The organism is Klebsiella sp. X13, assembly GCF_003323835.1.
GTDB classification, from domain to species: Bacteria; Pseudomonadota; Gammaproteobacteria; order Enterobacterales; family Enterobacteriaceae; genus Klebsiella; species Klebsiella ornithinolytica.
Genome location: NZ_CP030874.1, coordinates 5308842 through 5335616, shown reverse-complemented (window position 1 = coordinate 5335616; position 26775 = coordinate 5308842). Strand labels below are relative to the sequence as shown.

The following is a 26775-nucleotide window of genomic DNA, read 5'->3' as shown; positions in this document are numbered from 1 at the left end:
TCCCGGATTGGTCATTGTCGTCGTGGTAACGAAAACTTTTTAACTGCTTAATGTGGCGTTGTTGCCTTAAAAAAGATAAAGCGAAATCTGTGCCAACTTTTAAATTGCCCCCAAAAGGCGTTATCATGCACTCCATCGTGCAAAAGGGCTGCACCATTATGAATGCATTGCACCAATATAGTGCAATTGTGTGAACATTGGGCACTAATTTGGTGCAATTGACCTTGAATAACCCTTTTAACGCTCCGTGAAAGCGATCACAAAGAAACTCTGCAATACTTGTTTGTGGAGGATGTTTGTGATCCTGTTTTGTACTGCGATTAATCCGTGTACAATAACGCGCTATTTCTAATGCCTGAGGCAAAGTTGTGATCGAAAATTTGCGTAATATCGCCATCATCGCGCACGTTGACCATGGTAAAACTACCCTGGTTGATAAGCTGCTGCAGCAATCCGGTACGTTCGACGCGCGTGCCGAAACTCAAGAGCGAGTGATGGACTCCAACGATTTGGAGAAAGAGCGCGGGATTACCATCCTCGCGAAAAACACCGCCATTAAATGGAATGACTACCGTATCAACATCGTTGATACCCCTGGGCACGCCGACTTCGGTGGTGAAGTTGAGCGTGTAATGTCCATGGTTGATTCCGTTCTGCTGGTTGTTGACGCAATGGATGGCCCAATGCCGCAGACGCGCTTCGTAACCAAGAAGGCATTTGCTCATGGCCTGAAGCCCATTGTTGTCATCAACAAAGTTGACCGTCCTGGCGCGCGTCCTGACTGGGTTGTCGATCAGGTATTCGACCTGTTCGTTAACCTCGACGCGACCGACGAACAGCTGGACTTCCCGATCGTTTACGCTTCTGCGCTGAACGGTATTGCGGGTCTGGATCACGAAGATATGGCTGAAGATATGACTCCGCTGTATCAGACCATCGTCGATCGTGTTCCGGCACCGAACGTTGACCTTGACGGTCCGCTGCAGATGCAAATCTCCCAGCTGGATTACAACAACTACGTTGGCGTCATTGGCATCGGCCGCATCAAACGCGGTAAAGTGAAGCCAAACCAGCAGGTCACTATCGTTGATAGCGAAGGCAAAACCCGTAACGGTAAAGTGGGTAAAGTTCTGACCCACCTGGGTCTGGAGCGTATCGACAGCGATATTGCTGAAGCGGGCGATATCATCGCGATCACCGGTCTGGGCGAACTGAACATCTCTGACACCATCTGCGATCCGCAGAATGTTGAAGCGCTGCCGGCGCTGTCAGTCGATGAGCCAACCGTATCCATGTTCTTCTGCGTTAACACCTCTCCGTTCTGTGGTAAAGAAGGTAAGTACGTTACCTCTCGTCAGATTCTTGACCGTCTGAACAAAGAGCTGGTGCATAACGTGGCGCTGCGCGTTGAAGAAACTCCGGATGCTGATGCATTCCGCGTTTCCGGTCGTGGTGAACTGCACCTGTCAGTTCTGATCGAAAACATGCGTCGTGAAGGTTTCGAAATGGCGGTTTCCCGTCCGAAAGTTATCTTCCGCGAAATCGACGGCCGTAAACAAGAGCCGTTCGAGAACGTAACGCTGGACGTTGAAGAGCAGCATCAGGGTTCTGTCATGCAGGCTCTGGGTGAGCGTAAAGGCGACCTGAAAAACATGAATCCAGATGGCAAAGGCCGCGTACGTCTCGACTACGTGATCCCAAGCCGTGGCCTGATTGGCTTCCGTTCTGAGTTCATGACCATGACCTCCGGTACCGGTCTGCTGTACTCCACCTTCAGCCACTACGACGACGTTCGTGCGGGCGATGTAGGTCAGCGTCAGAACGGCGTACTGATCTCCAACGGTCAGGGTAAAGCGGTTGCGTTTGCACTGTTCAGCCTGCAGGACCGCGGTAAGCTGTTCCTGGGTCACGGTGCTGAAGTTTACGAAGGCCAGATCATCGGTATTCACAGTCGTTCTAACGACCTGACTGTAAACTGCCTGACCGGTAAGAAACTGACCAACATGCGTGCTTCCGGTACCGACGAAGCAACGGTTCTGGTTCCGCCAGTTAAGATGACCCTGGAGCAGGCTCTGGAGTTCATCGATGACGACGAACTGGTAGAAGTGACTCCAACTTCCGTCCGTATCCGTAAACGTCATCTGACCGAGAACGACCGTAAACGCGCAATGCGCGGTGCGAAAGAAGATTAATTTCCGCTTCTTGTCGATATCAGAACCCCGCCTTGATGGCGGGGTTTTTTTTTGCCCTGGCGCGATAGCCGCCCGCCAGTCAGCAGATAGTTACGCGCTTTCCGAAGAGAGGCCGGTCACATTTATCCCCAAAGAATAACGGAGATATTGTTTTTTTTTTGCACGTCGGAGTAAGATTCAGGAACTGGTTTAAACCAATTGGGTTAAACAATGACAACAAATCTGTCTACCGTCGAAAATGCGAAAGAAAAATTAGATCACTGGCTGAGGGAAGGGCTCACCGCGCCCGGCGGTAAACTCCCCTCCGAACGAGAATTAGGCGAACTGCTGGGTATAAAGCGTATGACCCTGCGGCAGGCGCTCCTGAGCCTGGAGGCTGAATCGAGAATCTTCCGTAAAGATCGGAAGGGCTGGTTCGTCACCCAGCCTCGTTTTAACTATAGCCCGGAGCTCTCCGCCAGCTTTCAGCGCGCTGCGCTTGAACAAGGTCGGGAACCCTCCTGGGGATTTATTGAAAAAAGCCGCACGGCAAATTACCCCGAGGCCGCGCGACCGCTTCTTGCGACAGCGGCATCTGATGAGCTGTACCTCATCACCGGTTGGGGGGCGCTGGAAGGGCATAAAGTGTTTTATCACGAAACCTTTATTAACCCGAATGTCGCTCCGGGATTTATTGAACAGCTTGAAAACCAATCCTTCTCCTCGGTCTGGAAAAATGAGTATCAAAAGGACGTCGTAACTAAAAAACTGGTGTTTAAACCGGTCAGAATGTCTGGCGATATCAGTAAATTCATTGGCGGATCTTCAGGTATGCCGGCCATTCTTATTGAAAAACACCGGGCTGACAGTGATGGCAATATCATTCAGATAGATATTGAATATTGGCGGTTTGAGGCGGTTGACCTCTTTATTAACTTGTAGGTACGTTATGCTAACTCAATACGATGCAGAAAAAATCCTCGCCCGTGTCGATAATCTTCCTCTTTATCTTCATGCCTATGCATATCATTTTAATATGCGGCTTGAGCGTATATTACCCGGCGATTTATTAGATATCGCCCATGAAAATAATCTGCGCGGGGTGAAAATTCATGTTCTCGATGGTGAAACGCGCTCCTTAGGTAAAATGAGTGATGCTGAACTGGCCGCTTTCTCAGAAAAGGCACGGAGATTACAGCTTGATGTCCATATAGAAACCAGCGCTTCAGATAAACACGCGATCGACCATGCAACGCATATCGCATTAAAAACGGGCGCCAGCTCCGTCAGATTTTACCCTCGCTATGAGGGGCATTTACAAGAGGTTCTGTCAAAAATCGCTCTTGATATCCAGTATCTGAAGGCGCGTTATCAGGATAGCGGGCTGACTTTTACTCTTGAGCAGCATGAGGATCTGAAAAGCCACGAGCTGACCGCATTAATAGAGCAAAGCGGTATGTCTTCGCTCTCTCTGCTTTTTGATTTTGCGAACATGATTAATGCCAACGAGCACCCGCTGCATGCATTAGAGGCGATGTCTCCGTTTATTACTCAGGTTCATATAAAAGATGCGTTAATTATGCCGCAGGATAACGGTCTCGGACATCAGGCCTGCGTCTCCGGCCAAGGAGATATGCCGTTTAAGGCGTTGCTCACCAGACTGATTTGCCTGGGCGACGAGCACCCCCAGGTGGTCGCCTACGGCCTGGAAGAAGAGGTGGACTACTATGCCCCGGCATTTCGCTTTGCCGATGAAGGCGACAACCCGTGGATCCCGTGGCGGGAAATGAGCGAAACACCGTTACCCGATGCCTCACAGCTGGAAACCCGGTTATTGAAAGAAAAAGCGGATGCTCTTCAACAGTTGGCATTTGTCAGAACAACGCTGCAGGAAATAAAAAGTGAGGCCAGCCGCATTATTAACTCTTAATTTTAATCTCTGATTTTTATTTTTTGATATGCCACCCGTCAGGCGTGGTCAGGGTTCTTTTTCCTTTAAAAACTAAATGATTGTAAAATCATTAAGGAATTATATGCTCACAAAAAAGAAATGGGCACTCTTTAGCTTATTGACACTGTGCGGTGGTACGATTTATAAACTGCCCTCGCTAAAGGATGCTTTCTATATACCGATGCAGGAGTATTTTCATTTGACCAATGGTCAAATTGGCAATGCGATGTCTGTGAACTCGTTTGTTACGACAATTGGTTTCTTTCTTTCAATCTATTTTGCCGATAAACTACCGCGCAAATATACCATGTCCCTTTCGCTTATTGCCACCGGGCTGTTAGGTATCTATCTGACAACCATGCCGGGATACTGGGGGATTCTCTTTGTCTGGGCACTATTTGGTGTCACCTGCGATATGATGAACTGGCCGGTATTATTAAAGTCGGTTAGTCGTCTGGGGAATAGCGAGCAGCAGGGGCGGTTGTTTGGTTTCTTTGAAACCGGACGGGGTATTGTCGATACCATTGTCGCTTTTTCTGCGCTGGCGGTCTTTGCCTGGTTTGGCAGCGGCCTGTTAGGGTTTAAAGCAGGGATCTGGTTTTATTCTATTATCGTTATTAGCGTTGGGGTCATTATCTTCTTCGTGCTGAACCAGGATGATGATGAGGTGAAAACGGCAGCCGTTGATAGCCCACAGGAAGAAAAGAAAAACACCAGTATGTCCTCCGTACTGAAAGATAAGACAATATGGCTGATTGCGTTCAACGTCTTTTTTGTCTATGCCGTCTATTGCGGGTTAACATTCTTTATTCCGTTCCTGAAAAATATTTATATGCTGCCTGTCGCGCTGGTGGGGGCTTACGGCATTATTAACCAGTATTGCCTGAAGATGATCGGGGGCCCCGTTGGCGGGATTATTTCGGATAAGATACTGAAATCCCCGAGTAAATATTTGTTCTACACCTTTTGTATCAGTACGGCTGCGCTGGTGGTCTTAATTCTGCTGCCGCATGAAAGTATGCCGGTTTATCTGGGAATGGCCTGCACATTGGGCTTTGGGGCAATCGTCTTTACTCAGCGTGCGGTCTTCTTTGCCCCCATCGGCGAGGCAAAGATTGCGGAAAGCCAGACCGGTGCCGCCATGGCGCTCGGTAGCTTTATCGGCTATGCCCCTGCCATGTTCTGTTTCAGCCTCTACGGCTATATTCTGGATCTTAACCCGGGCATTCTGGGGTATAAAATTGTCTTTGGTATCATGGCCTGCTTTGCGTTCTGCGGCGCCGTCGCCTCAGTATTGCTGGTGAAGCGTATTAACCAAAGAAAACGAGTCTTAGAGACCGCGGAGGCCTAGAGCCGGTTATCTGCCCTCACCTCGTTCGCTCAAAGCCGCAGATTTCTGCGGCTTTGCTTTATCCGGCGGACATAAATCGTTCTGTACCTCGGTTTAAAAACCATACATAGTCAAATACCGCCTTTCCCGCTACAGTTAATCTTTCATGGCGCGCAAGGAGACAAAAATGCTCTATATCTTTGATTTAGGTAATGTGATTGTCGACATCGACTTCAACCGGGTACTCGGGACATGGAGCGATTTGAGCCGCATCCCACTCGCGACGCTCAAGCAGCATTTCACCATGGGCGAGGCGTTCCATCAGCACGAACGCGGCGAAATTAGCGATGAGGCCTTTGCCGAAGCGATGTGCCATGAAATGAATATGCCGCTGAGCTATGAGCAGTTTTCCCACGGCTGGCAGGCCGTTTTTGTCTCTCTGCGCCCGGAAGTGACCGCGATTATGCAAAAACTGCGTGAGCAGGGACACCGCGTGGTTGTCCTGTCGAATACCAACCGCCTGCATACCACCTTCTGGCCGGATGAATATCCGCAGGTGCGGGCCGCCGCCGACCATATCTATCTTTCCCAGGAGATGGGAATGCGTAAGCCCGAGGCGCGGATCTATCAAAGTGTTCTGCAGTCTGAAGGTTTTTCTGCTGAAGATACGGTCTTTTTTGACGATAACGCCGATAATATAGCGGGGGCTAACCAGTTGGGGATCACCAGTATTCTGGTGACCGGAAAGGAGACCATTCCCGCCTACTTTGCGAAATAACTATGCTCAAAACCGTTCATCAAAAAGCAAAGCATCGCGTCCGGCCCCTGATGGCCTGGATAAAACTGCTGTGGCGGCGCATTGATGAAGACCATATGACGACGCTGGCGGGGAATCTCGCCTACGTGTCGTTACTCTCTCTGGTGCCGCTGATCGCCGTTGTCTTTGCGCTGTTCTCGGCATTTCCGATGTTCTCTGAGGTCAGCGGGCAGATTCGCCATTTTATCTTCGCTAACTTCATCCCGGCGACCGGGGATGTCATCCAGGGATACATCGAACAGTTTGTTGCGAACTCCAGCCGGATGACGGCCGTCGGCGCCTTCGGGCTGATCGTGACGTCACTGCTGCTGATGTATTCTATTGATAGCGCGCTGAACACCATCTGGCGCAGCACCCGCACCCGGTCCAAAATTTACTCGTTTGCCGTTTACTGGATGATTCTGACGCTGGGGCCGCTGCTGGCGGGGGCGAGCCTGGCCATCAGCTCTTATCTGCTGTCGTTGCGCTGGGCAAGCGAACTGAACAGCGTGATTGATGATGTGCTGCGTCTCTTCCCGCTGATTTTATCGTGGACGGCGTTTTGGCTGCTTTATAGCATTGTACCGACGACCCAAGTACGCAATCGCGATGCGATTATTGGAGCGCTGGTGGCGGCGCTGTTATTTGAGGCGGGTAAAAAAGCATTTGCCTTATATATCACGGCGTTTCCGTCGTATCAGCTGATTTACGGCGTCATAGCCGTGGTGCCTATTTTGTTTGTCTGGGTGTACTGGACGTGGTGTATCGTCTTGCTTGGGGCAGAAATTACTGTCACTCTCGAGGAATACCGCAAACTTAAAAAAGAAGAAACAGAATAACTATGATTGCATTAATTCAGCGCGTATCCCGTGCAAGCGTAACCGTGGAGGGCGAAGTGACGGGTGAAATCGGCCCGGGGCTTCTGGTGTTGTTGGGCGTCGAGAAAGACGATGATGAGCAAAAAGCGAATCGCCTGTGCGAACGCGTGCTTGGCTATCGTATCTTCAGCGACGCCGAAGGAAAAATGAACCTGAATGTGCAGCAGTCCGGCGGCAGCGTGCTGGTCGTCTCACAGTTCACGCTGGCAGCGGATACCGAACGGGGCATGCGCCCGGGTTTTTCCAAAGGGGCCGCTCCTGACAGAGCAGAAGCGCTGTATGACTATTTTGTCGCGCGCTGTCGCCAGCAGGAGATGAACACACAAACCGGGAGATTCGCTGCGGATATGCAGGTATCACTGGTAAATGATGGTCCTGTGACCTTTTGGTTACAGGTATGAGCCAGCTTCCGGGCCGGCTGCGGGTAACAAAAGAGAGTACAGCTATGTATCACCTTCGTGTACCGCAAACAGAAGACGAACTCGAGAGCTACTATCAGTTCCGTTGGGAGATGTTGCGCAAGCCGCTTCATCAGCCCAAAGGATCGGAGCGTGACGCCTGGGATGCGATGGCGCATCACCAGATGGTAGTGGATGAAGAAGGCAACCTGGTGGCCGTCGGGCGGCTATATATAAACGCGGAGAACGAAGCCTCTATTCGTTTTATGGCCGTACACCCGTCGGTGCAGGATAAAGGGTTGGGGACGCTGATGGCGATGACGCTGGAGTCCGTCGCTCGTCAGGAAGGCGTTAAGCGCGTGACCTGTAGCGCTCGCGAAGACGCGATGGATTTCTTTGCCAAGCTCGGTTTTGTTAACCAGGGCGAGATTACCACGCCAACCACCACACCTATCCGCCACTTCCTGATGATTAAACCGATCGCCTCGCTGGACGATATTCTGCATCGCGGCGACTGGTGCGGGCAGCTGCAGCAGGCCTGGTATCAGCACATTCCGCTCAGCGAAAAAATGGGCGTGCGCATTCAGCAGTACACCGGCAAAAATTTCATCACCACCATGCCCGAAGCCGGTAACCAGAATCCGCACCATACGCTGTTTGCCGGAAGTCTGTTTTCCCTGGCGACGTTGACCGGCTGGGGGCTGATCTGGCTGATGCTGCGCGAGCGGCATTTGGGCGGCACGATTATTCTCGCCGATGCCCATATCCGTTACAGCCAGCCGATCAGCGGCCGCCCGAGCGCAGTGGCCGATCTGGGGTCGCTCAGCGGCGATCTCGACCGCCTGGCGCGCGGACGTAAAGCCCGCGTGCAGCTGCAGGTTGAGTTATTTGGCGGTGAGAGTCTGGGCGCCATTTTTGAAGGTATTTACATCGTTCTGCCCGCGAAGCCGTTTGGTTCGTATGAAGAGGGCGGGAACGAAGAAGAGTAATTCCCGTCGCAGTGATTATCGCGACCGACCTGGTGAACGGATTCGCCAGGCGACATCTCCCATGGCATGGCGCGCCGCCAGACTGATGCCACCCAGCTGAAAGAAACCGTGAATCACCCCAGCATAGCGCTGACAGGTACAGGCCACGTTTTGCTCAACCATTCGCTGATACAGCGCTTCGCCTTCATCACGCAGCGGATCATATTCGGCGGTGAGGATATGCACGGGGGGCAGGCCGCTGAAGTCATCACGCCAGAGCGGGCTGGCCTCCGGGTGTGCAGACTCCGTCGAGGGCAGGTACATTTCATAACCGCTCAGGAGCGTATCCCGGGTGATAATGTAATCCTCTCCGTTGCTGACGTAGCTTGCGGACGCCGCGGTAGCATCCAGCATGGGATAAATCAGAATCAGCTGCGCGGGCAGCCAGGCACCCGCGGCTTTCAGCCGTAGCGCGGTGACGAGAGCCAGATTTCCTCCCGCGCTATCGCCCGCAAGGGTGATTTGCGAGGTATCCACCCCAAGCGCTTCTGCGTGGCGGCGGATAATCTGCGCTCCCCGTTCCGCGTCATCGTGCGCGGCAGGAAACGTCTGCTCGGGTGCCAGCCGGTATTGCACGGCAATCACCCGGCAGCCGCTGTCATACGCCAGCTGACGCCATTGTTTATCGTGGGTGGCGAAGCTGCCGCTGACAAAACAGCCGCCGTGATAGTAGATAACGGTTGGCAGCGGACCGGCAGCATTCTGCGGCGATACCACGCGAAAATTGATCCCTTCCAGCGTGATGTCGTCCACCTGCACACGCGTTTCACTTTCTCCGGCCAGCACCGCACTGGCTACATAGCCCGCCCTCCGGTCATCAATATTCTGCTGTCGTGAAGAGGGGCGCCCAGCGGCGATAAACTCCTCAACCAGCCGGGCGATACCGTGTTCCAGTGCCATCATTATATTCCTTTTGTCTGTATGGATATACAGTGTTATAGCCTGGGTTGTAGTCGATAGAAAAGGGGTTTTTTATCAAAAATGCGCGTCGGGAACGGGAGAAGGGCGTACTAAAGCGAAGGCCTTCCTGTGCTGAGGTGCTTACGCATCGGGGAGGGGAGAGTACCGGGTAATCTGGATTACCCGGCACTACGAGGGGTTTTACTCCCCTTCACCCGGGAACATAAACGGGTTAATCGAACTTCTGGCAAAGCCTTCCTGCTCCATGCGAGCGTCCAGCACCAGCGAGGCGAGATCGTCGGCCACGGCCTCCACTTTCGGATCTTTTTCCTGATACAGAATCTTCAGGTAAGTCCCGCAGTCACCGCAGCTTTCGGCTTTCACCGCCGCGTCTTCATTTTCCAGCGACCAGTAGTTGAGATCGCGGGTCTGTTCGCAGTTGCTACATTTGATGCGCACCACGTGCCATTCGGTTTCACACAGGTTGCAGTGCAGGTAGCGCAGCCCCTGGGTGGTTCCAATTTGCACCATGCTGGAAACCGGCATTGAGCCGCATACCGGGCAGAACTGGCGTGCTTCACCGTATTCTGCGCGGGCTTTGCCTGGGATCAGGCTGGCCATTTGCGCCCAGTAGAGCGACAGGGCAGCCCAGATAAACGGCGCTTTATCACTGCTCACCAGCGCGAAGTCGGAAGCGAACAGCGCGCTTGCCATCTCTTCCAGCTCCAGATCGGAGGATTTTTCCAGATTCTCGATAACTGCCAGCGCGGTACCGCTCATCTCCGGCTTCAGCTCGGCAATTAGCGAATGCAGCAGCTTGTGCCAATGCTTGTCGCGCGGCAGGACGTGAATATCCAGCGGCGGTTTGCCCTGCGCATTGGCTTCTTTGATGCGCGCGGTCAGATCCATTTGCAGCGGGTGGTCATAGAGCACCACTTCCTGCGCGTGGGCGACCAGCGCGGCAAAACGCAGAAAATCGCCCAGCGGGTTGTTCTCTGCCAGCTCGCGCAGACGCTCTGCGCGGCGATTGTAGAGGTTCTTGAGTCTGGGGAATAACAACGGCGGAATATAATCCGCCGTGCGTTTCTCGCTCGACCCCAGCTCATCTTGTGGGATTATGCGAATACTCATTCAGTCTTATTTTCCTGTTTCTGGCGAACTTCTCGGTACCAGCGGGGGTGATGTTTCTTCGCCCATGTTTTGGTAACCCAGCCTTCCACCATCGCGGTAATGGTGCCTTTCACCCACAGGGCGGCGTAAATATGCACCATGATAACCACAATTAGGGCTACTGCGGCAAATGAATGCAGCATGAGCGCTAACCGGATTACCGGGATTGAGAACGCAGGCGCAAAATACGGACGCCAGATGATCACACCGCTTACCAGCAGCAGAACCAGGAAAATAATCGCCGCCCAGAATACGCATTTCTGGCCGAAGTTATAGCGCCCGGTGTCACCCACTTCCTCGTTGACGACGATCTTACGAATATTCTTCGCCCAAAAGATATCATCCCGATTGATTAGGTTATGGTGCCAGTAGCGGAAAAACATGATGATGAATGAGGCAAACATAATGACCCCGACAAACGGGTGCAGAATGCGCGCCAGCTGCGGAGTGCCCATGATTTGCATCAGCCAGTTGAAGGACGGGAAAAAGAATCCCAGTCCGCTTATCGCCGCCAGCATGAAGCAGAAGGCGGTGACCCAATGGTTGATGCGTTCCGGCGCCGTGTAGCGCACGATGGTGTCACGTCTTTTCATTTGCGCACCTCGTCATTCTCTTCATGCAGGTTGTCCTCTTCCTCTTCCGCACGGTTCGGACCGACCCCGACATAGTGGAAGACGCTGGCTGCAAAGGTCGCGGCAAACCCTACCGCCGCGAGCGGTTTCCAGATCCCTTTCCAGAACTTCACGGTGGCGCTGATTTCCGGGTTTTCCGGCAGGCCGTGATACAGATTTGGCTTGTCGGCGTGGTGCAGCACGTACATCACGTGCGTTCCGCCAACGCCAGCCGGATCGTACAGGCCCGCATTGTCATACCCACGGGTTTTCAGCTCGGCGACACGTTCGCCGGCCAGCACCTTCATGTCCTCTTTGGAGCCAAAGTGAATCGCTCCGGTCGGACAGGTTTTCACGCATGCCGGTTCCTGGCCCACGGTGACGCGGTCTACGCACAGCGTACATTTGTAGACGCGGTTGTCTTCCGGGTTGAGCCGGGGGACGTCAAACGGACAGCCGGCGATGCAGTAGCCGCAGCCGATGCACTGTTCGGACTGGAAGTCGACGATGCCGTTGGCATACTGAATGATGGCCCCTTCCGACGGACAGGCCTTCAGGCAGCCCGGATCGGCGCAGTGCATACAGCCATCCTTACGGATCAGCCACTCCAGTTTGTCGTTCTGCTCCACTTCCGAGAAGCGCATTACCGTCCAGGATTTGGCGGTCAGATCCGCGGGGTTATCGTACACCCCGACGTTGCTGCCGACTTCATCACGGATGTCATTCCATTCTGAACAGGCGACCTGACAGGCTTTACAGCCAATACAGGTGGTGACGTCGATAAGCTTCGCGACTTCCTGCTGGTGGTCCCGCGCCTGAGGCGCGGGAGTGAAACCGTTAGTCGCGGAACGACGAATGATGTCTTGCGATTGATAAGCCATAAGTCGTCTCCGTTACACCTTTTCCACGTTCACGAGGAAGGCTTTAAACTCCGGCGTTTGCGTGTTCGCATCGCCGACGAACGGCGTCAGCGTGTTGGCGATAAAGCCTTTCTTCGCCACCCCTTCATAGCCCCAGTGGATAGGAATACCGATCGTATCGATATCCTTACCGTCCACTTTCAGCGTGCGAATACGCTTGGTCACCACCGCCTTGGCTTTGATATAACCGCGATTGGAGGAGACGCGAACGGTATCGCCATGCGCGATGCCGAGCTTGTTCGCCAGCTTCTCGCCGATTTCCACGAACTGTTCCGGCTGGGCGATGGCGTTAAGCAGCGCATGCTTGGTCCAGTAGTGGAAATGCTCGGTGAGACGATAGGTGGTACCGACGTACGGGAACTTATCCGCTTTACCCATCTGTTGCAGGTCACCGCTAAAGACGCGGGCGGCCGGGTTAGAGACCACATTCGGGTGCAGCGGGTTGGTGCCCAGCGGCGTTTCAAACGGCTCGTAGTGTTCCGGGAACGGACCTTCCGCCATCTTATCGAGGGCAAACAGACGACCCATGCCTTCGGGCTGCATGATGAACGGCCCGACGTCGGTGCCCGGTGCGGCGGCACTGTAGTCCGGAATGTCCACGCCGCCCCATTTTGCGCCGTCCCATTTCAACAACTGGCGTTTCGGATCCCATGGTTTTCCCTGTGGGTCCGCAGAGGCGCGGTTATACAGAATGCGACGGTTGAGCGGCCATGCCCAGGCCCAGCCCAGCGTATTACCCAACCCGGACGGGTCGGCGTTATCGCGACGTGCCATCTGGTTACCTTCCGGCGTCCAGCTACCGGCGAAGATCCAGCAACCGCTGGCGGTGGTGCCATCATCGCGCAGTTGCGCGAAGGAGCTGAGCTGCTGGCCTTTCTTCACAAGCACTGCGCCGGTGGCCGGATCGGTAATATCCGCCAGCGCCTTGCCGTTGCTCTCCATCGCCACCTCTTCCGAAGCGGGCTCGTGCGGCGTGGAGTAGTTCCAGGTCATATTCAGCACCGGCTCAGGCGCCGGACCACCGTTTTCAGCGTACATTTTCCGCAGACGTAAGAAGATGCCGGCGAGGATTTCGCCATCGGTGGTCGCAATCCCCGGGGCATCCGCGCCTTTCCAGTGCCACTGCAGCCAGCGTCCGGAGTTGACGATAGAGCCGTTCTCCTCGGCGAAGCAGGTGGAGGGCAGACGGAACACTTCGGTCTGGATTTTCGACGGATCGACATCGTTCGACTCACCGTGGTTTTGCCAGAAGGTGGACGTTTCGGTGTTGAGCGGGTCGATAGTCACCAGGAACTTCAGTTTCGACAGCGAGGCGACCACTTTGTTTTTGTTCGGGAACGAGGCCACCGGGTTAAAGCCCTGGCAAATATAGCCATTGACCTTGCCCTGGTGCATCATCTCGAAGTACTGCAGGACGTCGTAGCCCTTATCCCACTTCGGCAGCCAGTCAAAGCCCCAGCTGTTTTCCGCCGTGGCTTTATCGCCAAAGAAGGCCTTCATCATTGAGACGAAGAATTTCGGGTAGTTACCCCAGTAGTTCACCTGATCTTTCAACAGCGGCTTCGGCGTGTTGGCGGCCAGGTAGGTTTGCAGGTCGGTCTGTTTCTCACTCGGTAGCGTCATATAACCCGGCAGGCTCTGCGACAGCAGCCCCAGGTCGGTCAGCCCCTGAATGTTGGAGTGACCGCGCAAGGCGTTCACGCCGCCGCCGGCCATACCCATATTGCCAAGCAGCAGCTGGATCATTGCCATGGTACGGATGTTCTGCGCACCGATAGAGTGCTGCGTCCAGCCGAGCGCGTAGAGGAATGACGCGGTTTTATCATGGGCGCTGGTTTCAGCGATGTACTCACAGACTTTCAGGAAGTCCGCTTTCGGCGTACCGCAGATATTTTCCACAACCTCCGGGGTGTAACGGGAAACGTGCTGTTTCAGCAGATTCCATACGCAGCGCGGATGTTGCAGCGTCGTGTCGCGTTTCGCGAAGCCGTTTTCGTCCAGCTCATAGTTCCAGCTGGTCTTATCGTATTTGCGGTTTGCCGCGTCATAGCCGCTGAACAACCCGTCGTCGAAGCTGTAATCCTCACGCACGATCAGGCTGGCGTTGGTATAGGCTTCGGTGTACTCGCGGTTGAATTTTTCGTTATTCAGCAGGTACAGGATGACGCCTGACAAGAAGGTAATGTCAGTACCGGAACGAATCGGGGTATAGAAGTCGGCTACCGACGCAGTACGCGTAAAGCGTGGGTCGATAACAATCAGCTTCGCGCCGTTATGGATTTTGGCTTCCATCGCCCAGCGGAACCCTACCGGGTGCGCTTCAGCGGCATTACCGCCCATCACCACGATCAGGTTGGCGTTTTTGATGTCAACCCAGTGGTTGGTCATCGCACCGCGACCAAATGTTGGAGCAAGACTTGCTACCGTTGGTCCGTGTCAGACGCGTGCCTGGTTGTCTACCGCGAGCATACCGAGCGCGCGGGTGAATTTCTGCGTTAAATAGCCGGTTTCGTTACTGGAGGCTGAAGCGCACAGCATGCCGGTGGTCAACCAACGGTTGACGGTGGTGCCGGCGTCGTTTTTGGCGATAAAGTTGGCATCGCGGTCTTCTTTCATCAGCTTCGCGATGCGATCGAACGCGTCGTCCCAGCTGATTTGCTGCCATTTGTCGGAGCCTGGCGCACGATATTCCGGGAACTTCAGACGACTTTCGGAATGGATAAAGTCGACGAGACCCGCCCCTTTCGGGCAGAGCGCACCACGGTTGACCGGATGGTCAGGGTCACCTTCGATATGAAAGATGGATGCTTTGGCGTTTTTCGCACCGTCGCCGAGGCTATACATTAACAGCCCACAACCGACAGAACAGTACGTACAGGTGTTACGGGTTTCACGGGTACGCAGCAGTTTATATTGCCGGGTTTCCGCGAGCGCGGCGCCTGGGGCAAAACCCAGCGCTGCAGCCGTTGTGCCTGCCATACCGCCAGCGCAGATCTTAAAGAACTGCCTTCTGCTGACCTGCATGGTTCACTCCTTGTATCGACATTGTCACATGTAGTTATTTACTTTGCGGTAAGCGCCGCAAAGGTTCAGAATTGGGGGTGATCACCCTTTCACTTGAAGGGGTATGCAAAGAATACCACATTGTGTGTATGCCTGTTCCAATACGGTTAAGACAAAGTGAACAAGAACCCTCCCGAACAAATTGAAAATGTGACAAACATCACAGGATGTCGTCAGGTCGCGCTCTGGAAGCGCGATGATTTGCAACATCCGCAGTCTGACGAATTAGCCGAAGAAGTTCCTGTGGCGCTGGTCTATAACGGTATCTCACACGTTGTCATGATGGCCTCTCCCACCGACCTGCAACGATTTGCCGTCGGTTTTTCATTATCCGAAGGGATTATTGAAAACCGGCGCGAGATCTACGGGATGGAAGTGGTGCCGGCCTGCAACGGTCTGGAAGTGCAGATTGAACTCTCCAGTCGTCGTTTTATGGGGCTGAAAGAGCGCCGTCGCGCGCTGGCCGGGCGCACCGGCTGCGGCGTTTGCGGCGTTGAGCAGCTCAACGATATCGGCAAGCCGGTGCAACCTTTACCTTTCACCCAAACCTTTAGCCTGGGGAATCTCGATCGCGCGCTGGAGCAGCTTCGTGATGTTCAGCCGATTGGCCATATCACCGGCTGCACCCATGCGGCGGCGTGGCTGCGTCCGTCCGGTGAGCTGGCGGGCGGACATGAGGATGTCGGGCGTCACGTCGCGCTGGATAAACTGCTGGGGCGACGGGTAGAAGAGGGCGATGACTGGCAATGCGGGGCGGCGCTAGTCTCCAGCCGTGCCAGCTACGAGATGGTGCAGAAGGCGGCAATGTGCGGTGTGGAAATTCTGTTTGCGGTTTCCGCCGCTACCGCGCTGGCGGTGGAGGTCGCGGAACGTTGCAACCTGACGCTGGTGGGCTTTTGCCGCCCGGGCAGGGCAACGGTTTACACCCATCCGCAGCGGCTGATCGCCGGTTAAAAATAAGTCAATTTTTTTGAACGATGAGAGCAAATCCTTCCGCTTTTAGTCGTGGGTTGTGAGGTCTATTATTTATCACATCAAGGCACAACGCCTTACCCAAACAACTTAATGAAGGATTTACATCATGAAAAGCATCAAAACTTTTGCTGCAGTTATCGCTCTTACCGCTTCCTTTGGTTCTTTCGCCGCGCAGTCAGTGAGCGCAACCGCCTCTACAATGGACGGTGCGGAAGCGAAAATCGCCGCTCAGGCTCAGGCCGCCGGTGCTTCTTCTTACACCATCACCGAAGCCTTCACCGGTAATCGCGTGCATATGACGGCAGAACTGAACAAATAAAACCGGCATCACCGTCGAAAGAGCGCCTGCGGGCGCTTTTTTTGTTTTTGTGCTTTTACCATCCGGAAAACTCTCCGCCCGACACCTCCACTTCTCCTCAAAAAAATGTGGTGTTTATCACGTTTCTCTTCTTTGCTTTTGGCGACGAAATTAACCCGCTGGCAAGCAAAATGACACGCTATCCTCTCAATATTTAACCTAATGAATAATAAAGTTATTTGAAAATAACTGTTAAGGCGATCTCATCTTTTAAGTGAGACGCACATCACAAAAAACACCCCATATTTACGTCTGTCAATCGTTACCACGGATCAATTAATCATAATTATGTGATCTTCGTTGCAAATCCAGGTCTTGAACTTAGGGATAAATGTGGGCAAGGAAATATGACGGTGGTGACCATGAAAATCGGTATTGTTATTAGCGGTGGCGATGTATCGGGAATTAATAATTTCATTTTTCAGGTTGCGAAGCTCGCAAGCGCGGAGATCACCATTTTTAATGGTGGAATACCTGGGCTGCTCGATAAAAATCATCAGGAAATCGCCTGGCGGGATCTTGTCGATTTCTCTATTTGTTCACTGCCTGTTATTACGTCCGGCCGAACCACGCGTAAATTGCTGCGGAGTGAGTATGAAACTATAGCCAGGAAAATTAAGTCGCTGCGCCTTGATGTACTCATTATGGCCGGCGGTGATGGCAGCCTACAGTTCCTTAATACGCTTAGCGAATTTGATATTAACTGTTTCGGTGTCGGGATGACTATCGATAATGATGTATACGGTAGTGATTATACTATCGGTTTTTCTACAGCCTGCGAACAAATTATCAAGGAGGTTTCTCGTTTAAGAAATACCGGCAGAGCATTACCTGGGCGGGTGTTTATGGTTGAAATATTAGGAGGGTATTGTGGAGAGCTAACGCTGCAGTCAGCAATTAAAAGTAATGCCGATATTGCGCTGATCCCGGAAGCACAGATGCCATTAGAGGATCTGGCCGAGCGCGTCAGACGCAAGCTTCGCGAGCAAAACAGCGTGGTGATACTTTGCTCTGAAGGTTACACCAGGGAGTATTCCCCTGGGTTTCAAGGGGCTATCGATACGATGATCAAACAGCTTGAGCCACGCATCGGTGTCCGCATCCGTAAAACCATCATCGGCTATGGACTGCGCAGCGGCGACCCGACCTGCGAAGAAATTTACCAGGGCACGATCATGGCGAACGAAGTCGTTCGCTGTATTCAGTCAGGAATGAAAAATAAAGCCATTATTATAAATTCAAGCAATAAACCTATTCCAATTGACTTAGTCAGTATGAAAAAACGTCTGGTAGATATCGAAGGACATCATTATAAACTTGCCAAACAACTCAATATTATTTGAGGAGACCCTACATGCTGAAAATTCTTTGCGTATGTGGCTGCGGCCTCGGTTCAAGCTTTGCCATCGAAATGACGGCGAAAGCAGTATTAAAGAAGCTGGAAATTCCTGCACATATTGAACATACCACCGTATCTGAAGCTGGAGCATTTAAATCCGACATTATTTTGACGCAAAAAACATTCGCCGACATATTAACCGCCGACGCTAATGAAGAGGAAATAAAACGTGTAGTGGTCCTCAACCGCCTGACGGATAAAGATGAAATTGAGCGGAAAATTGTCTCATTCCTGAAAGAGCGCAATCTGAAGGTGACCGATCATGAATAGCTTTATCGAGTTTATTGTAAAAGATTTGCTCGGCCAGGCTTCGATATTAATCGCGTTTATTGCCATGCTGGGTCTGATTTTACAGAAGAAGTCAGTGGGTAAAACGGTTGAGGGGACGTTTAAAACGCTGCTCGGGTTCTTAATTATGATGGCCGGCATTAATATTATTGTCGCCACCCTGAGCTTCCTTAACGATATCTTCACCCACGGTTTCGGGATGAAAGGATACATCACCGATGTCGCTGCTATCGCCGGTCTGGCGAATCGAGAACTGGGTTCTGAAGTGGCGCTGACGCTGATGGTGATCTTTGCCGTTAATATTATTATCGCCCGCCTGACACCGCTGAAATATATCTTCCTCACCGGACAGGCGCTGCTGTGGATGGCAACGATTGGCACGGTGATTGGCTACAAAGCCGGGCTGACCGGGCTGCCGCTGATCCTGACCGGCGGTATCTTTGGCGGCGTCATGGCGGTACTGATGCCGGCGTTAGCGCAGCCGGTGGTCAGACGTATTACCGATTCTGACGATGTGGCTCTCGGGCATTTTTGCACCATCGGATATTTAGTCCAGGCGGCGGTGGCCAAAGTGGTGGGTAAAGGTTCCCGCTCCACAGAAGATCTTGAACTGCCTGATAACTTCAAGTTTCTGCAGGATACCTATCTCGCCATGGCGGTGGTGATGGTCCCCATGTACCTGATCCCGGCGCTGGCTGCCGGACCCGAGTATATCGCCCAGTTTTCCGGCGGTGTGAACTACCTGATGTATGCCTTTATGCAGTCTGTTCAGTTTGTGGCAGGGGTCTTTGTCCTCTACAGCGGCGTGCGCTTGTTACTGAATGAACTGGTCCCGGCTTTTCGCGGTATTGCCATGCGTATTGTGCCGGATGCGAAACCGGCGCTGGACTGCCCCGTCCTGTTCCCTTATGCCCCTAACGCGGTCATCGTGGGATTCCTCGCAACGACGGTGGGTTCGATCATTGGCATGTTGGTCTTCCCGATGTTTGGCCTGGCGATGATCCTCCCTGGACTGTTAACCAACTTCTTTGCCGGCGGTACGGCGGGCGTCTTTGGTAATGCGCTGGGTGGGCGTCGCGGGGCAATGATTGGCGGTGTGGTTCACGGTCTGTTTATTACTTTCCTGCCTGCCATTCTGGTACCGATGCTTGAAAGCTACGGTTTTACCGGCGTCACATTCAGTGATTCAGATGTTATTAGTTCAGGCCTGGTATTAGGCCATGCCTTACAGAACAACTGGTTATTTGTCGCCTTGTTTATTGTTTTTGTTGCCGCACTGGCATGGTTCGTAAACGGTACATCATCTAAGCCTAAAGGGGAAAAGATTCATGAGTCTGTATAATTTTAACGATATTCTGAAAATCGCTCAGCAAAGAAATTACAAAGCTATTGGCTCATTTAATTTGCATTGTATTGAAATGCTACCGGCTTTTTTTAAAGCCGCGCAAAAGAGCAATAGCCCTTTAATGATTCAAATCTCGACCGGTACGGCGGAATATCTTGGCTATCGTTTACTGGTGGATGCCGTCCGTTCACTGGCGGAAAGTGAAAATGTGCCAACCTGTCTGCATCTGGATCACTGTTCTGATATCAGTGCGATTGAAACAGCCATGAATGCCGGATTTTCATCGGTCATGTACGACGGTTCACACCTGGGGCTCGAGGAAAATATCGGCAATACGCGGATTGTGGTGGAAATGGCGCGGCCGCGGAATATCACCGTTGAAGGGGAGCTGGGCGCCATCGGGGGTTCAGAAGATGGTAAAGCCGTTGCCGCAGAGGATATCAGCTTTACCACCGTCGAAGACGCCACGCGCTTCGTAACTGAGACCCGGGTTGACATGCTGGCTGTCTCCGTCGGCACCGTGCACGGCCTTTATACCGGCAAGGCGCAGATCCAGCATCAGCGCCTTCAGGAGATTAGCCGGGCTACGGGCGTTCCGCTGGTGCTGCACGGTGGTACCGGCGTCAGTGATGAGGATATGCGTAAAGCGGTGACTGAAGGGATTAATAAGGTCAATGTGGGCACAGAAATGAACGTGCAGTGGGTTGACCAATGTAAAACCACTTTTGAAAAAGGTAAGGTTAATGACAGCGTGCGTAAGTTTTTAATTCCCGCCAATAATGCGGTCACCCAGGTGCTGATGGAAAAAATGGAATTATTTAAATAGTTAAATCCGCAATAATAAATTGTCATTACCAGGTTAGCCCTGCACCCGTCAGGGCGGGAGAAGATTATGTTTCAATCACTGAAAGCGTTGTGGAAAAAAGAGAATCATCCGCCGCAGGATTATGATCGGCTGTCCCGCGAACTGGCTGAGGAAATAAAGACGCTGGAAAATGAACTACAGGGCGAGCCTGGCAATGGTGAGATCCAGAAGGCATTGATGCTGAAGTATAACAGGGCGCTATCGGTGTATGCTAAAAGCAAAATACATCGTCAGGATATCGACGCACTATTTATTCGTATTGATGAGTTACGCAATATTATTCGCCGTAATATCTAGGGAGGCGTAATGACCATAAAAGATTTGCTGATTGAGGCCGATGCCATTCAGATCGGCGTGCTGGAGTCTGACTGGCGCAAAGTGATTGAGCTTGCCGCCAGTCCCCTGGTGGCGAACGGGTATATCTCTGAGAGTTATAGTAAAGCGGTGATTGATAATACTCTCAATCACGGTGCTTATTACGTATTTGAAGAGGGGATTGCCATTCCACACGCCAGACCGGAGTGCGGGGTGAAGCGAAACTGCTTCAGTCTGGTGGTATTAGATAAACCGATTCAATTTGCCGGAAGCGACAGGGCGGATATCGTCATTATGTTCGGCGCCCAGGATAGCAATGCGCATATTGAAGAGGGAATTCGGGCGATTGTTGCACTGCTGGACAATAACGAAACCATGGCCAGGCTTCGCGCCGCCAGTACCAGAGAAGAGGTGATAGCGTTGTTATGAACAGACATCTCACTGCCGGCTGTAAAACCGTGATCTTAATTAACGGCGTCCCCGCTTCGGGAAAGAGCACGATAACCCAGGCGCTATCGCAAACCTTTGGCCTGCCGCTCCTGACCATCGATGAGATTAAAGAGCCGTTTATGGCGTGCTTTACCGACATCGATCGGCCTTTTAATCGTCAGCTGGGATGCGCGGCCTACGAGGTTATCTGGTCGATCATCGGCCATTCACCAGCCAACGTTATCTGGTTAGTCGACGCCTGGTTCGGTTTCCAGCCCCGGGAAACGCTACAACGATGGCTGCATCAGGCGGGAGTTGAGAAAGTGGTTGAGATCTGGAATCAAATCTCTCCTGAGCTTGCCGTGTCACGCTATGCCACGCGTCTGCAGGATCGTCGGGCGGGCCACCCCGGAGAAGAATATCTGCCGGAGCTTGCCCTGTTGGCTGAACGGGCTGAGCCGATGCGACTTGGCCCGGTCTTCACGGTGGATCAACAGCAACCGTTGGATATTATCAGGCTATCGGAGTGGATTAAGCAGACCCTGGGTTGACGGAGCGTCTGCTTGCCGGATAGCGCTTGCGCCTGTCCGGCCTACGAAAGCCCGGCCAGACGCAGCAGCGCCGTGATCACCGCCGCCGAAATAATCACCACGATCAGCGGCATTTTGCGCCAGGCAAGAAAGACGGCGAAACCGACGCCCAGCACTCGCGCCATGCCGGCAAAATGTTCACCTTCATAAAAGGTGGTCGCCAGGGCAACAGAAAACAGCAATACCGTTGCCGCATCGGAAAGCAGTGCCTGAGAACGTTCAGAAAGCGCTAAACGACTGCCGAGCTTCGCCCCGCCCAGACGCATCAAATAGGTTCCTGCCGATAAAATCGCCATGCCGACGATGAACAGCGTGATATCAGCCATTATTTTTTCCTCGTCATCAAGCCAAACAATGAGAGCAGCACCGGCAGACCCACCGGAGCAAAGGGAACGGTGGCCAGGGATAGCGCCGCGCCGCTGCAGGCGCGGATTAAGGTGGTGCGGTTTTTAAACGCCGGAATCACCAGCGCCAGCAAAATAGCCGGGAATACCGCATCCAGACCAATGGTTTCCGGGTCGGGCAATAGCTTGCCGACCATGGCGCCGAGTAGCGCCCCTACGGGCCAGATAATCGCCACGCCGAGCCCGCACAGCCAGTAGGCGGCTTTACGCTGTTCCGGCGTTTTTTGCGAGAGCCCGAACACCACGCTCTCATCATTCATAATATGGCAACCCAGCAAGCTGACGCCGCGTTTGCCGACGAGGTCGCGCACCGTGACGCCGAACGGAATATGGCGGGCGTTGACCAGCAAGCCTGCCGCCGCAGCGGCTAGCGGGTTCCCGCCGCTGGCGATAATGCCGATAAACATAAATTCGGAGGCGCCTGCCAGTACCGAAAGGGAGAGCGCAAACGGAACCCATACCGGGAAGCCATAGGCCATCGCCAGCGAACCGTAGGACATGCCGACGATGCCGACCGCCAGGCACACTAACGCGATTGCTTTGATGGTGTCTGCTTTGAGACAGGAGAAGTGCTGCTTCATACTATTTAGCCATATCGAACGAATTTCCATTATAATGAACGCATCAATATCGATTTTCAAGACGAACGAATCGTTCGATATAAAAAACGCGGAGCCGTGTATGACACAGCCAATTAGCCTGATTGCCAAAAGCCTGGTACGTGAACGTGCACGTACCGGACTGTCGTTGGCGGAAGTGGCGCGCCGGGCAGGCATTGCCAAATCAACGTTATCGCAGCTGGAATCGGGCAACGGTAATCCGAGCCTGGAGACCTTGTGGGCCCTCTGCGTCGCGCTCGATATTCCTTTTGCGCAACTGCTGGAGCCGCAGGCGCAAAAGACACAGGTTTTGCGTCGCGGAGAAGGAACCAAAGTGGTGGCCGAACAGGCTCATTACCAGGCCATTTTACTGGCGACCTGTCCGCCGGGCGCCCGTCGCGATATCTATTTATTACTGACGCAGCCAGGTGCCGATCGGATTTCTCACCCCCATCCGCCGGGTTCGGTTGAGCATATTATTATCACCCAGGGGCGCGCGCGGGTCGGGTTGACCGAAGCGCCGGAAGAGCTCGGTGAGGGGGATTACATCTGCTATCCGGCGGATCAGGAACATGTTTTCCAGGCGCTGGAACCGGATACCCAGGCGATACTGGTTGCTGAACAAAACTAACGGGATGGCGAGAACACCGGCGCTGCGGCTGTTGCTGGACGCCATCTCCGTATTGCGGGAAACTAGCCGCATTCTCCGCGAAGACAGGGATACATATGTCGCTGAAAGCCATTGCTAAAGAACTTGGGATCTCGGTCACCACCGTCAGCCGGGCATTAAACGGCTATGACGACGTGTCACAGGAGACGCGAACCCGCGTCGAGGCGGAAGCAAAACGCCGCGGCTATCGGCCCAATACCTTTGCCAGGCGCCTTAAAATGGGCAAAATCGATGCCGTGGGTCTGGTGTTCCCCGTCCGTCCGGCTCCGCTGAATAACACGGTGTTTCTCGAGATGGTCGGGGAGATTAGCCATGAGCTGGCGCGTTATGAAATTGATTTGCTGCTGATCGCGGATGATGAACAGGCGGATAAACATGGCTATATGCGCATGGTGCAAAGCCGGCGAGTCGATGCGCTGATCGTGGCGCATACGCTGGATGACGATCCGCGTCTGACGCAGTTGCTCTCCTCGGGATTCCCCTTTCTCGCGCTTGGCCGCAGCCGCCTGCCGCAGCCCTACGCCTGGTTTGATTTCGATAATTATGCCGGGACATATCGCGCGACTCGCCACTTAATCAGCCAGGGCCATCAGCGCATCGCCCTGCTGGGGGAAAACAACAGCCAGGCGTTTATCACTCAGCGGCGTAACGGCTACCTGGACGCCTTGCGCGAAGCCGGTCTGTCCGATAGCTGGCTGCGTAGCGTGTCGCCCACCCGCCGCGGCGGATACCAGGCTACGCTGGAGCTTTTGCGCCTGCCGGAGCCGCCGACGGCGATCGTCACTGACTGCAATACCCACGGCGACGGCGCGGCGATGGCGCTTTCGCAGCTGGGTCGCCTGACCGGCGATAGCCGCGTGTCATTAGTGGTTTATGACGGATTGCCGCAGGACAGCATTATCGATACTCAGGTCGCGGCGGTGATTCAGTCCACCCGTCAGGGCGTCGGCCGGCAGATTGCAGAGATGGTCCGGCGGCTGATCGCCGGTGACGACCTCTCCTCTTTACAGGTGCTCTGGCAACCTGAATTCATCCCTGGCGAAACCGCCTGATCATCTCTCCACAACGTTAATTTCTGCACTCGATCACGGATCCGAAACGTTTTGGTTGTTACCCGAAACGTTTCGGATCAACAGTAAGGCATTCCTTGTTGTGGAGATGTCTGATGTCTGATTCGATTTTACGTCTGCAAAGCGCTACGGTTGATGTGGTGATCAAAACCCAGCCGTTCGCCGAAATAATCTACTGGGGGCCGCATTTAGCTCACTTTTCGCCGCAGGATGCTGACACGCTTGCTCGCCCGATCGCCAACGGTCGCCTTGATGTTGACTCGCCGGTCACCTTGATGGCCGAACTGGGCCACGGGTTGTTCGGCGCGCCGGGGATTGAGGGGCATCGTCAGGGCCTGGATGGTTCGCCGGTCTTTGTCACTACCGGGGCTTTGCAGGAGGGGCAGCGCTTAACGCTGACCAGCGAAGACAAGCAGGCCGGTCTGCGTCTGGAAAGCGACATTGAGCTCGATAGCAGCGGCGTTCTGCGCGTCCGACACGGCGTAACCAATCTTCGCCCGCAGCCCTGGCAGGTCGATCGCCTGGCCGTAACGCTACCGGTTGCCGAGCGTGCCCGCGAAGTTATGGCGTTCCACGGCCGCTGGATTCGCGAATTTCAGCCGCATCGTCTGACTCTCGAACACGATAGTTTTGTGCTGGAAAATCGCCGTGGACGCACCTCCCATGAACATTTCCCGGCGCTGATTACCGGTAGCCCGGCGTTTTGCGAAATGAAGGGAGAGGTCTGGGGCGTGCATCTGGGCTGGAGCGGCAACCACCGTCTGCGCGCGGAGGTGAAAACCGACGGCCGCCGCTACCTACAGGCGGAAGCCTTGTATCTGCCGGGCGAAATGGCGCTCGCGGAAGGGGAAACGTTGTGGACACCCAGCCTCTATGCCAGCTATTCCGCTCAGGGGCTGAACGGCATGAGTCAGCAGTTCCACCGCTATCTGCGTGAGCAGATCATTCGCTTTCCGGGCAATAAACCGCGACCGGTGCATCTCAATACCTGGGAAGGGATTTACTTCGACCATGACCCGCAATACATCATGCGCATGGCGGATGAGGCGGCAGCGCTGGGCGTCGAGCGATTTATCATAGACGACGGCTGGTTTAAAGGGCGCAACGACGACTGGGCGGCGCTCGGCGACTGGTATCTCGATGAGCAGAAATACCCCAATGGCCTGACGCCGGTGATTGACCATGTGAAGTCGCTGGGCATGGAGTTTGGCATCTGGGTTGAACCGGAAATGATTAACCCGAACTCCGATTTATACCGCGCGCATCCTGACTGGGTGCTAGCGCTGCCGGGCTATAAGTCGCCGACCGGACGTCATCAGTATGTTCTGAACCTGAATATCCCTCAGGCGTTCGACTATCTGCTGGAGCGGATGAGCTGGCTGCTGGGCGAGCATGCGGTTGATTATGTGAAGTGGGATATGAACCGCGAGCTGGTGCAGCCGGCGCATAACGGCAAAGCGGCGGCCGACGCGCAAACCCGTCAGTTTTATCGCCTGCTGGATACCTTAGTGGCCCGCTTCCCGCAGATCGAGTTTGAATCCTGTTCTTCCGGCGGCGGACGCATTGATTACGAGGTGCTTAAACGCAGCCACCGCTTCTGGGCTTCAGACAATAACGATGCGCTGGAGCGTAATACCATCCAGCGCGGCATGAGTTATTTCTTCCCGCCGGAAGTGATGGGGGCGCATATCGGCAACCGTCACTGTCACGCTACTTTCCGTCAGCACAGTATCGCTTTTCGCGGCCTGACCGCGCTGTTTGGTCATATGGGGCTGGAGCTGGATCCGGTGAGCGCCGATGAACAGGAGCGTGCCGGCTACCGCAAGTATGCGGCGCTACATAAGCAGTGGCGCGACGTGATTCATCATGGCGTGCAGTGGCGGCTGGATATGCCGGATACCACCACCCTCGCACACGGCGTGGTCAGTGAAGATAAGGGGCAGGCGCTGTTTCTGGTGAGCCAGCTGGCAATGCCCGATTACAGCCTGATGGCGCCGCTGCGCATTGCGGGTCTGGAGGCGGGGGCGCGGTATCACATTACGCTCCTTGATCACCCCAATATTCAGGTAACGGGGGAGGGCGGCCACACCATGCGCAAGCTGCCGGCGTGGATGACCTCACCGCAGACGGTAAGCGGCGAGTGGTTGCAACAGGCGGGACTGGCGCTGCCGATTCTCGACCCGGAAAGCGCCATTTTGATTGGTCTGCAACGCGTGTGATGGCAATGGGCCGCCCGGCGGCCCTTATTGAGG

27 protein-coding genes are annotated in these 26775 nt (G+C 53.9%); 20 read left to right on the top strand and 7 right to left on the bottom strand.

Annotated elements, in window-relative coordinates; all coding sequences use genetic code 11:
- The first annotated feature begins 368 nt into the window (after nucleotides 1–368).
- From typA to fabY, 8 genes are all read left to right on the top strand, one after another.
- Complete coding sequence (gene typA, locus DSD31_RS25480) at nucleotides 369–2192, top strand: ribosome-dependent GTPase TypA (protein WP_004869279.1); 1824 nt, start codon at nucleotides 369–371, stop codon at nucleotides 2190–2192.
- 210 nt (nucleotides 2193–2402) lie between these two features.
- Nucleotides 2403–3113, top strand: coding sequence for a GntR family transcriptional regulator (locus DSD31_RS25475; protein ID WP_004869280.1), 711 nt, complete (start codon nucleotides 2403–2405; stop codon nucleotides 3111–3113).
- Between the two features lie 7 nt (nucleotides 3114–3120).
- Nucleotides 3121–4101: a sugar phosphate isomerase/epimerase family protein gene (locus DSD31_RS25470; RefSeq protein WP_015585450.1), complete on the top strand. Its 981-nt coding sequence runs from the start codon at nucleotides 3121–3123 to the stop codon at nucleotides 4099–4101.
- A gap of 103 nt (nucleotides 4102–4204) precedes the next feature.
- Nucleotides 4205–5473, top strand: coding sequence for an MFS transporter (locus DSD31_RS25465; RefSeq protein ID WP_004869285.1), 1269 nt, complete (start codon nucleotides 4205–4207; stop codon nucleotides 5471–5473).
- A 166-nt stretch (nucleotides 5474–5639) separates the two neighbouring features.
- Complete coding sequence (gene yihX, locus DSD31_RS25460) at nucleotides 5640–6230, top strand: glucose-1-phosphatase (RefSeq protein WP_004869287.1); 591 nt, start codon at nucleotides 5640–5642, stop codon at nucleotides 6228–6230.
- Between the two features lie 2 nt (nucleotides 6231–6232).
- Nucleotides 6233–7087 (top strand): virulence factor BrkB family protein, encoded by an 855-nt coding sequence (locus tag DSD31_RS25455; protein WP_004869289.1) that lies wholly within the window; start codon nucleotides 6233–6235, stop codon nucleotides 7085–7087.
- 2 nt (nucleotides 7088–7089) lie between these two features.
- Nucleotides 7090–7527, top strand: a complete 438-nt coding sequence (gene dtd / locus DSD31_RS25450; RefSeq protein ID WP_004869291.1) for a D-aminoacyl-tRNA deacylase — start codon at nucleotides 7090–7092, stop codon at nucleotides 7525–7527.
- A 44-nt stretch (nucleotides 7528–7571) separates the two neighbouring features.
- A complete protein-coding gene (gene fabY / locus DSD31_RS25445; protein WP_004869293.1) occupies nucleotides 7572–8513 on the top strand; it encodes a fatty acid biosynthesis protein FabY in 942 nt (313 codons plus the stop codon).
- A gap of 15 nt (nucleotides 8514–8528) precedes the next feature.
- Here the strand turns inward: fabY and DSD31_RS25440 are convergent, their stop codons facing one another.
- The 5 genes from DSD31_RS25440 to fdnG all read right to left on the bottom strand — a co-directional run bounded on the left by DSD31_RS25440 (nucleotide 8529) and on the right by fdnG (nucleotide 15177).
- Complete coding sequence (locus tag DSD31_RS25440; RefSeq protein ID WP_113991370.1) at nucleotides 8529–9452, bottom strand: alpha/beta hydrolase; 924 nt, start codon at nucleotides 9450–9452, stop codon at nucleotides 8529–8531.
- Between the two features lie 201 nt (nucleotides 9453–9653).
- Nucleotides 9654–10583 carry a formate dehydrogenase accessory protein FdhE gene (gene fdhE / locus DSD31_RS25435; protein WP_004869299.1) on the bottom strand — a complete coding sequence of 310 codons (930 nt, stop codon included), beginning with the start codon at nucleotides 10581–10583 and terminating at the stop codon, nucleotides 9654–9656.
- On the bottom strand, nucleotides 10580–11215 hold the full coding sequence (gene fdoI, locus DSD31_RS25430) for a formate dehydrogenase cytochrome b556 subunit (protein WP_004869301.1): 636 nt from the start codon (nucleotides 11213–11215) through the stop codon (nucleotides 10580–10582). Before fdoI ends, fdhE begins: the two co-directional genes overlap by 4 nt.
- Nucleotides 11212–12114 carry a formate dehydrogenase subunit beta gene (fdxH, locus tag DSD31_RS25425; protein WP_004869304.1) on the bottom strand — a complete coding sequence of 301 codons (903 nt, stop codon included), beginning with the start codon at nucleotides 12112–12114 and terminating at the stop codon, nucleotides 11212–11214. Before fdxH ends, fdoI begins: the two co-directional genes overlap by 4 nt.
- Before the next feature lie 12 nt (nucleotides 12115–12126).
- Nucleotides 12127–15177: a formate dehydrogenase-N subunit alpha gene (fdnG, locus tag DSD31_RS25420; protein WP_088402721.1), complete on the bottom strand. Its 3051-nt coding sequence runs from the start codon at nucleotides 15175–15177 to the stop codon at nucleotides 12127–12129.
- Nucleotides 15178–15333: 156 nt separating this feature from the next.
- Between fdnG and fdhD the strand changes: the two genes are divergently transcribed.
- The 9 genes from fdhD (at nucleotide 15334) to DSD31_RS25370 (ending at nucleotide 21741) form a co-directional block, all read left to right on the top strand.
- Nucleotides 15334–16170: a formate dehydrogenase accessory sulfurtransferase FdhD gene (gene fdhD / locus DSD31_RS25410; protein WP_004869309.1), complete on the top strand. Its 837-nt coding sequence runs from the start codon at nucleotides 15334–15336 to the stop codon at nucleotides 16168–16170.
- A gap of 127 nt (nucleotides 16171–16297) precedes the next feature.
- On the top strand, nucleotides 16298–16510 hold the full coding sequence (locus DSD31_RS25405) for a YdgH/BhsA/McbA-like domain containing protein (RefSeq protein WP_004869311.1): 213 nt from the start codon (nucleotides 16298–16300) through the stop codon (nucleotides 16508–16510).
- Nucleotides 16511–16911: 401 nt separating this feature from the next.
- The gene (locus tag DSD31_RS25400) at nucleotides 16912–17892 is read left to right on the top strand and encodes a 6-phosphofructokinase (RefSeq protein WP_015585445.1); all 981 of its coding nucleotides are present in this window, start codon (nucleotides 16912–16914) and stop codon (nucleotides 17890–17892) included.
- An 11-nt stretch (nucleotides 17893–17903) separates the two neighbouring features.
- Complete coding sequence (locus DSD31_RS25395) at nucleotides 17904–18218, top strand: PTS sugar transporter subunit IIB (RefSeq protein WP_004869315.1); 315 nt, start codon at nucleotides 17904–17906, stop codon at nucleotides 18216–18218.
- A complete protein-coding gene (locus tag DSD31_RS25390) occupies nucleotides 18211–19578 on the top strand; it encodes a PTS sugar transporter subunit IIC (RefSeq protein ID WP_004869317.1) in 1368 nt (455 codons plus the stop codon). Before DSD31_RS25395 ends, DSD31_RS25390 begins: the two co-directional genes overlap by 8 nt.
- Nucleotides 19565–20407 (top strand): class II fructose-bisphosphate aldolase, encoded by an 843-nt coding sequence (locus DSD31_RS25385; protein ID WP_015585444.1) that lies wholly within the window; start codon nucleotides 19565–19567, stop codon nucleotides 20405–20407. The genes DSD31_RS25390 and DSD31_RS25385 overlap by 14 nt, the downstream gene beginning before the upstream one ends.
- A 66-nt stretch (nucleotides 20408–20473) precedes the next feature.
- Entirely contained in the window at nucleotides 20474–20743 is a 270-nt protein-coding gene (locus DSD31_RS25380) for a hypothetical protein (RefSeq protein ID WP_004869323.1), read from the top strand.
- A gap of 9 nt (nucleotides 20744–20752) precedes the next feature.
- Nucleotides 20753–21190 carry a PTS sugar transporter subunit IIA gene (locus DSD31_RS25375; protein ID WP_015585442.1) on the top strand — a complete coding sequence of 146 codons (438 nt, stop codon included), beginning with the start codon at nucleotides 20753–20755 and terminating at the stop codon, nucleotides 21188–21190.
- Nucleotides 21187–21741: a P-loop nucleotide/nucleoside kinase family protein gene (locus DSD31_RS25370; protein ID WP_004869327.1), complete on the top strand. Its 555-nt coding sequence runs from the start codon at nucleotides 21187–21189 to the stop codon at nucleotides 21739–21741. The genes DSD31_RS25375 and DSD31_RS25370 overlap by 4 nt, the downstream gene beginning before the upstream one ends.
- Before the next feature lie 41 nt (nucleotides 21742–21782).
- On the opposite strand, the gene DSD31_RS25365 is transcribed toward DSD31_RS25370, so the two are convergent.
- Together DSD31_RS25365 and DSD31_RS25360 are read right to left on the bottom strand one after the other, a co-directional pair.
- A complete protein-coding gene (locus DSD31_RS25365) occupies nucleotides 21783–22106 on the bottom strand; it encodes an AzlD domain-containing protein (protein ID WP_015585441.1) in 324 nt (107 codons plus the stop codon).
- Nucleotides 22106–22765, bottom strand: coding sequence for an AzlC family ABC transporter permease (locus DSD31_RS25360; RefSeq protein ID WP_015585440.1), 660 nt, complete (start codon nucleotides 22763–22765; stop codon nucleotides 22106–22108). Before DSD31_RS25360 ends, DSD31_RS25365 begins: the two co-directional genes overlap by 1 nt.
- Before the next feature lie 100 nt (nucleotides 22766–22865).
- Here DSD31_RS25360 and DSD31_RS25355 point away from each other — a divergent pair, with 100 nt between their 5' ends.
- The 3 genes from DSD31_RS25355 to DSD31_RS25345 all read left to right on the top strand — a co-directional run bounded on the left by DSD31_RS25355 (nucleotide 22866) and on the right by DSD31_RS25345 (nucleotide 26742).
- A complete protein-coding gene (locus DSD31_RS25355; protein ID WP_004869333.1) occupies nucleotides 22866–23414 on the top strand; it encodes a helix-turn-helix domain-containing protein in 549 nt (182 codons plus the stop codon).
- 95 nt (nucleotides 23415–23509) lie between these two features.
- Entirely contained in the window at nucleotides 23510–24505 is a 996-nt protein-coding gene (locus DSD31_RS25350; protein WP_113991369.1) for a substrate-binding domain-containing protein, read from the top strand.
- A 113-nt stretch (nucleotides 24506–24618) separates the two neighbouring features.
- Nucleotides 24619–26742, top strand: coding sequence for an alpha-galactosidase (locus tag DSD31_RS25345; protein WP_113991368.1), 2124 nt, complete (start codon nucleotides 24619–24621; stop codon nucleotides 26740–26742).
- Nucleotides 26743–26775 lie beyond the last annotated feature (33 nt).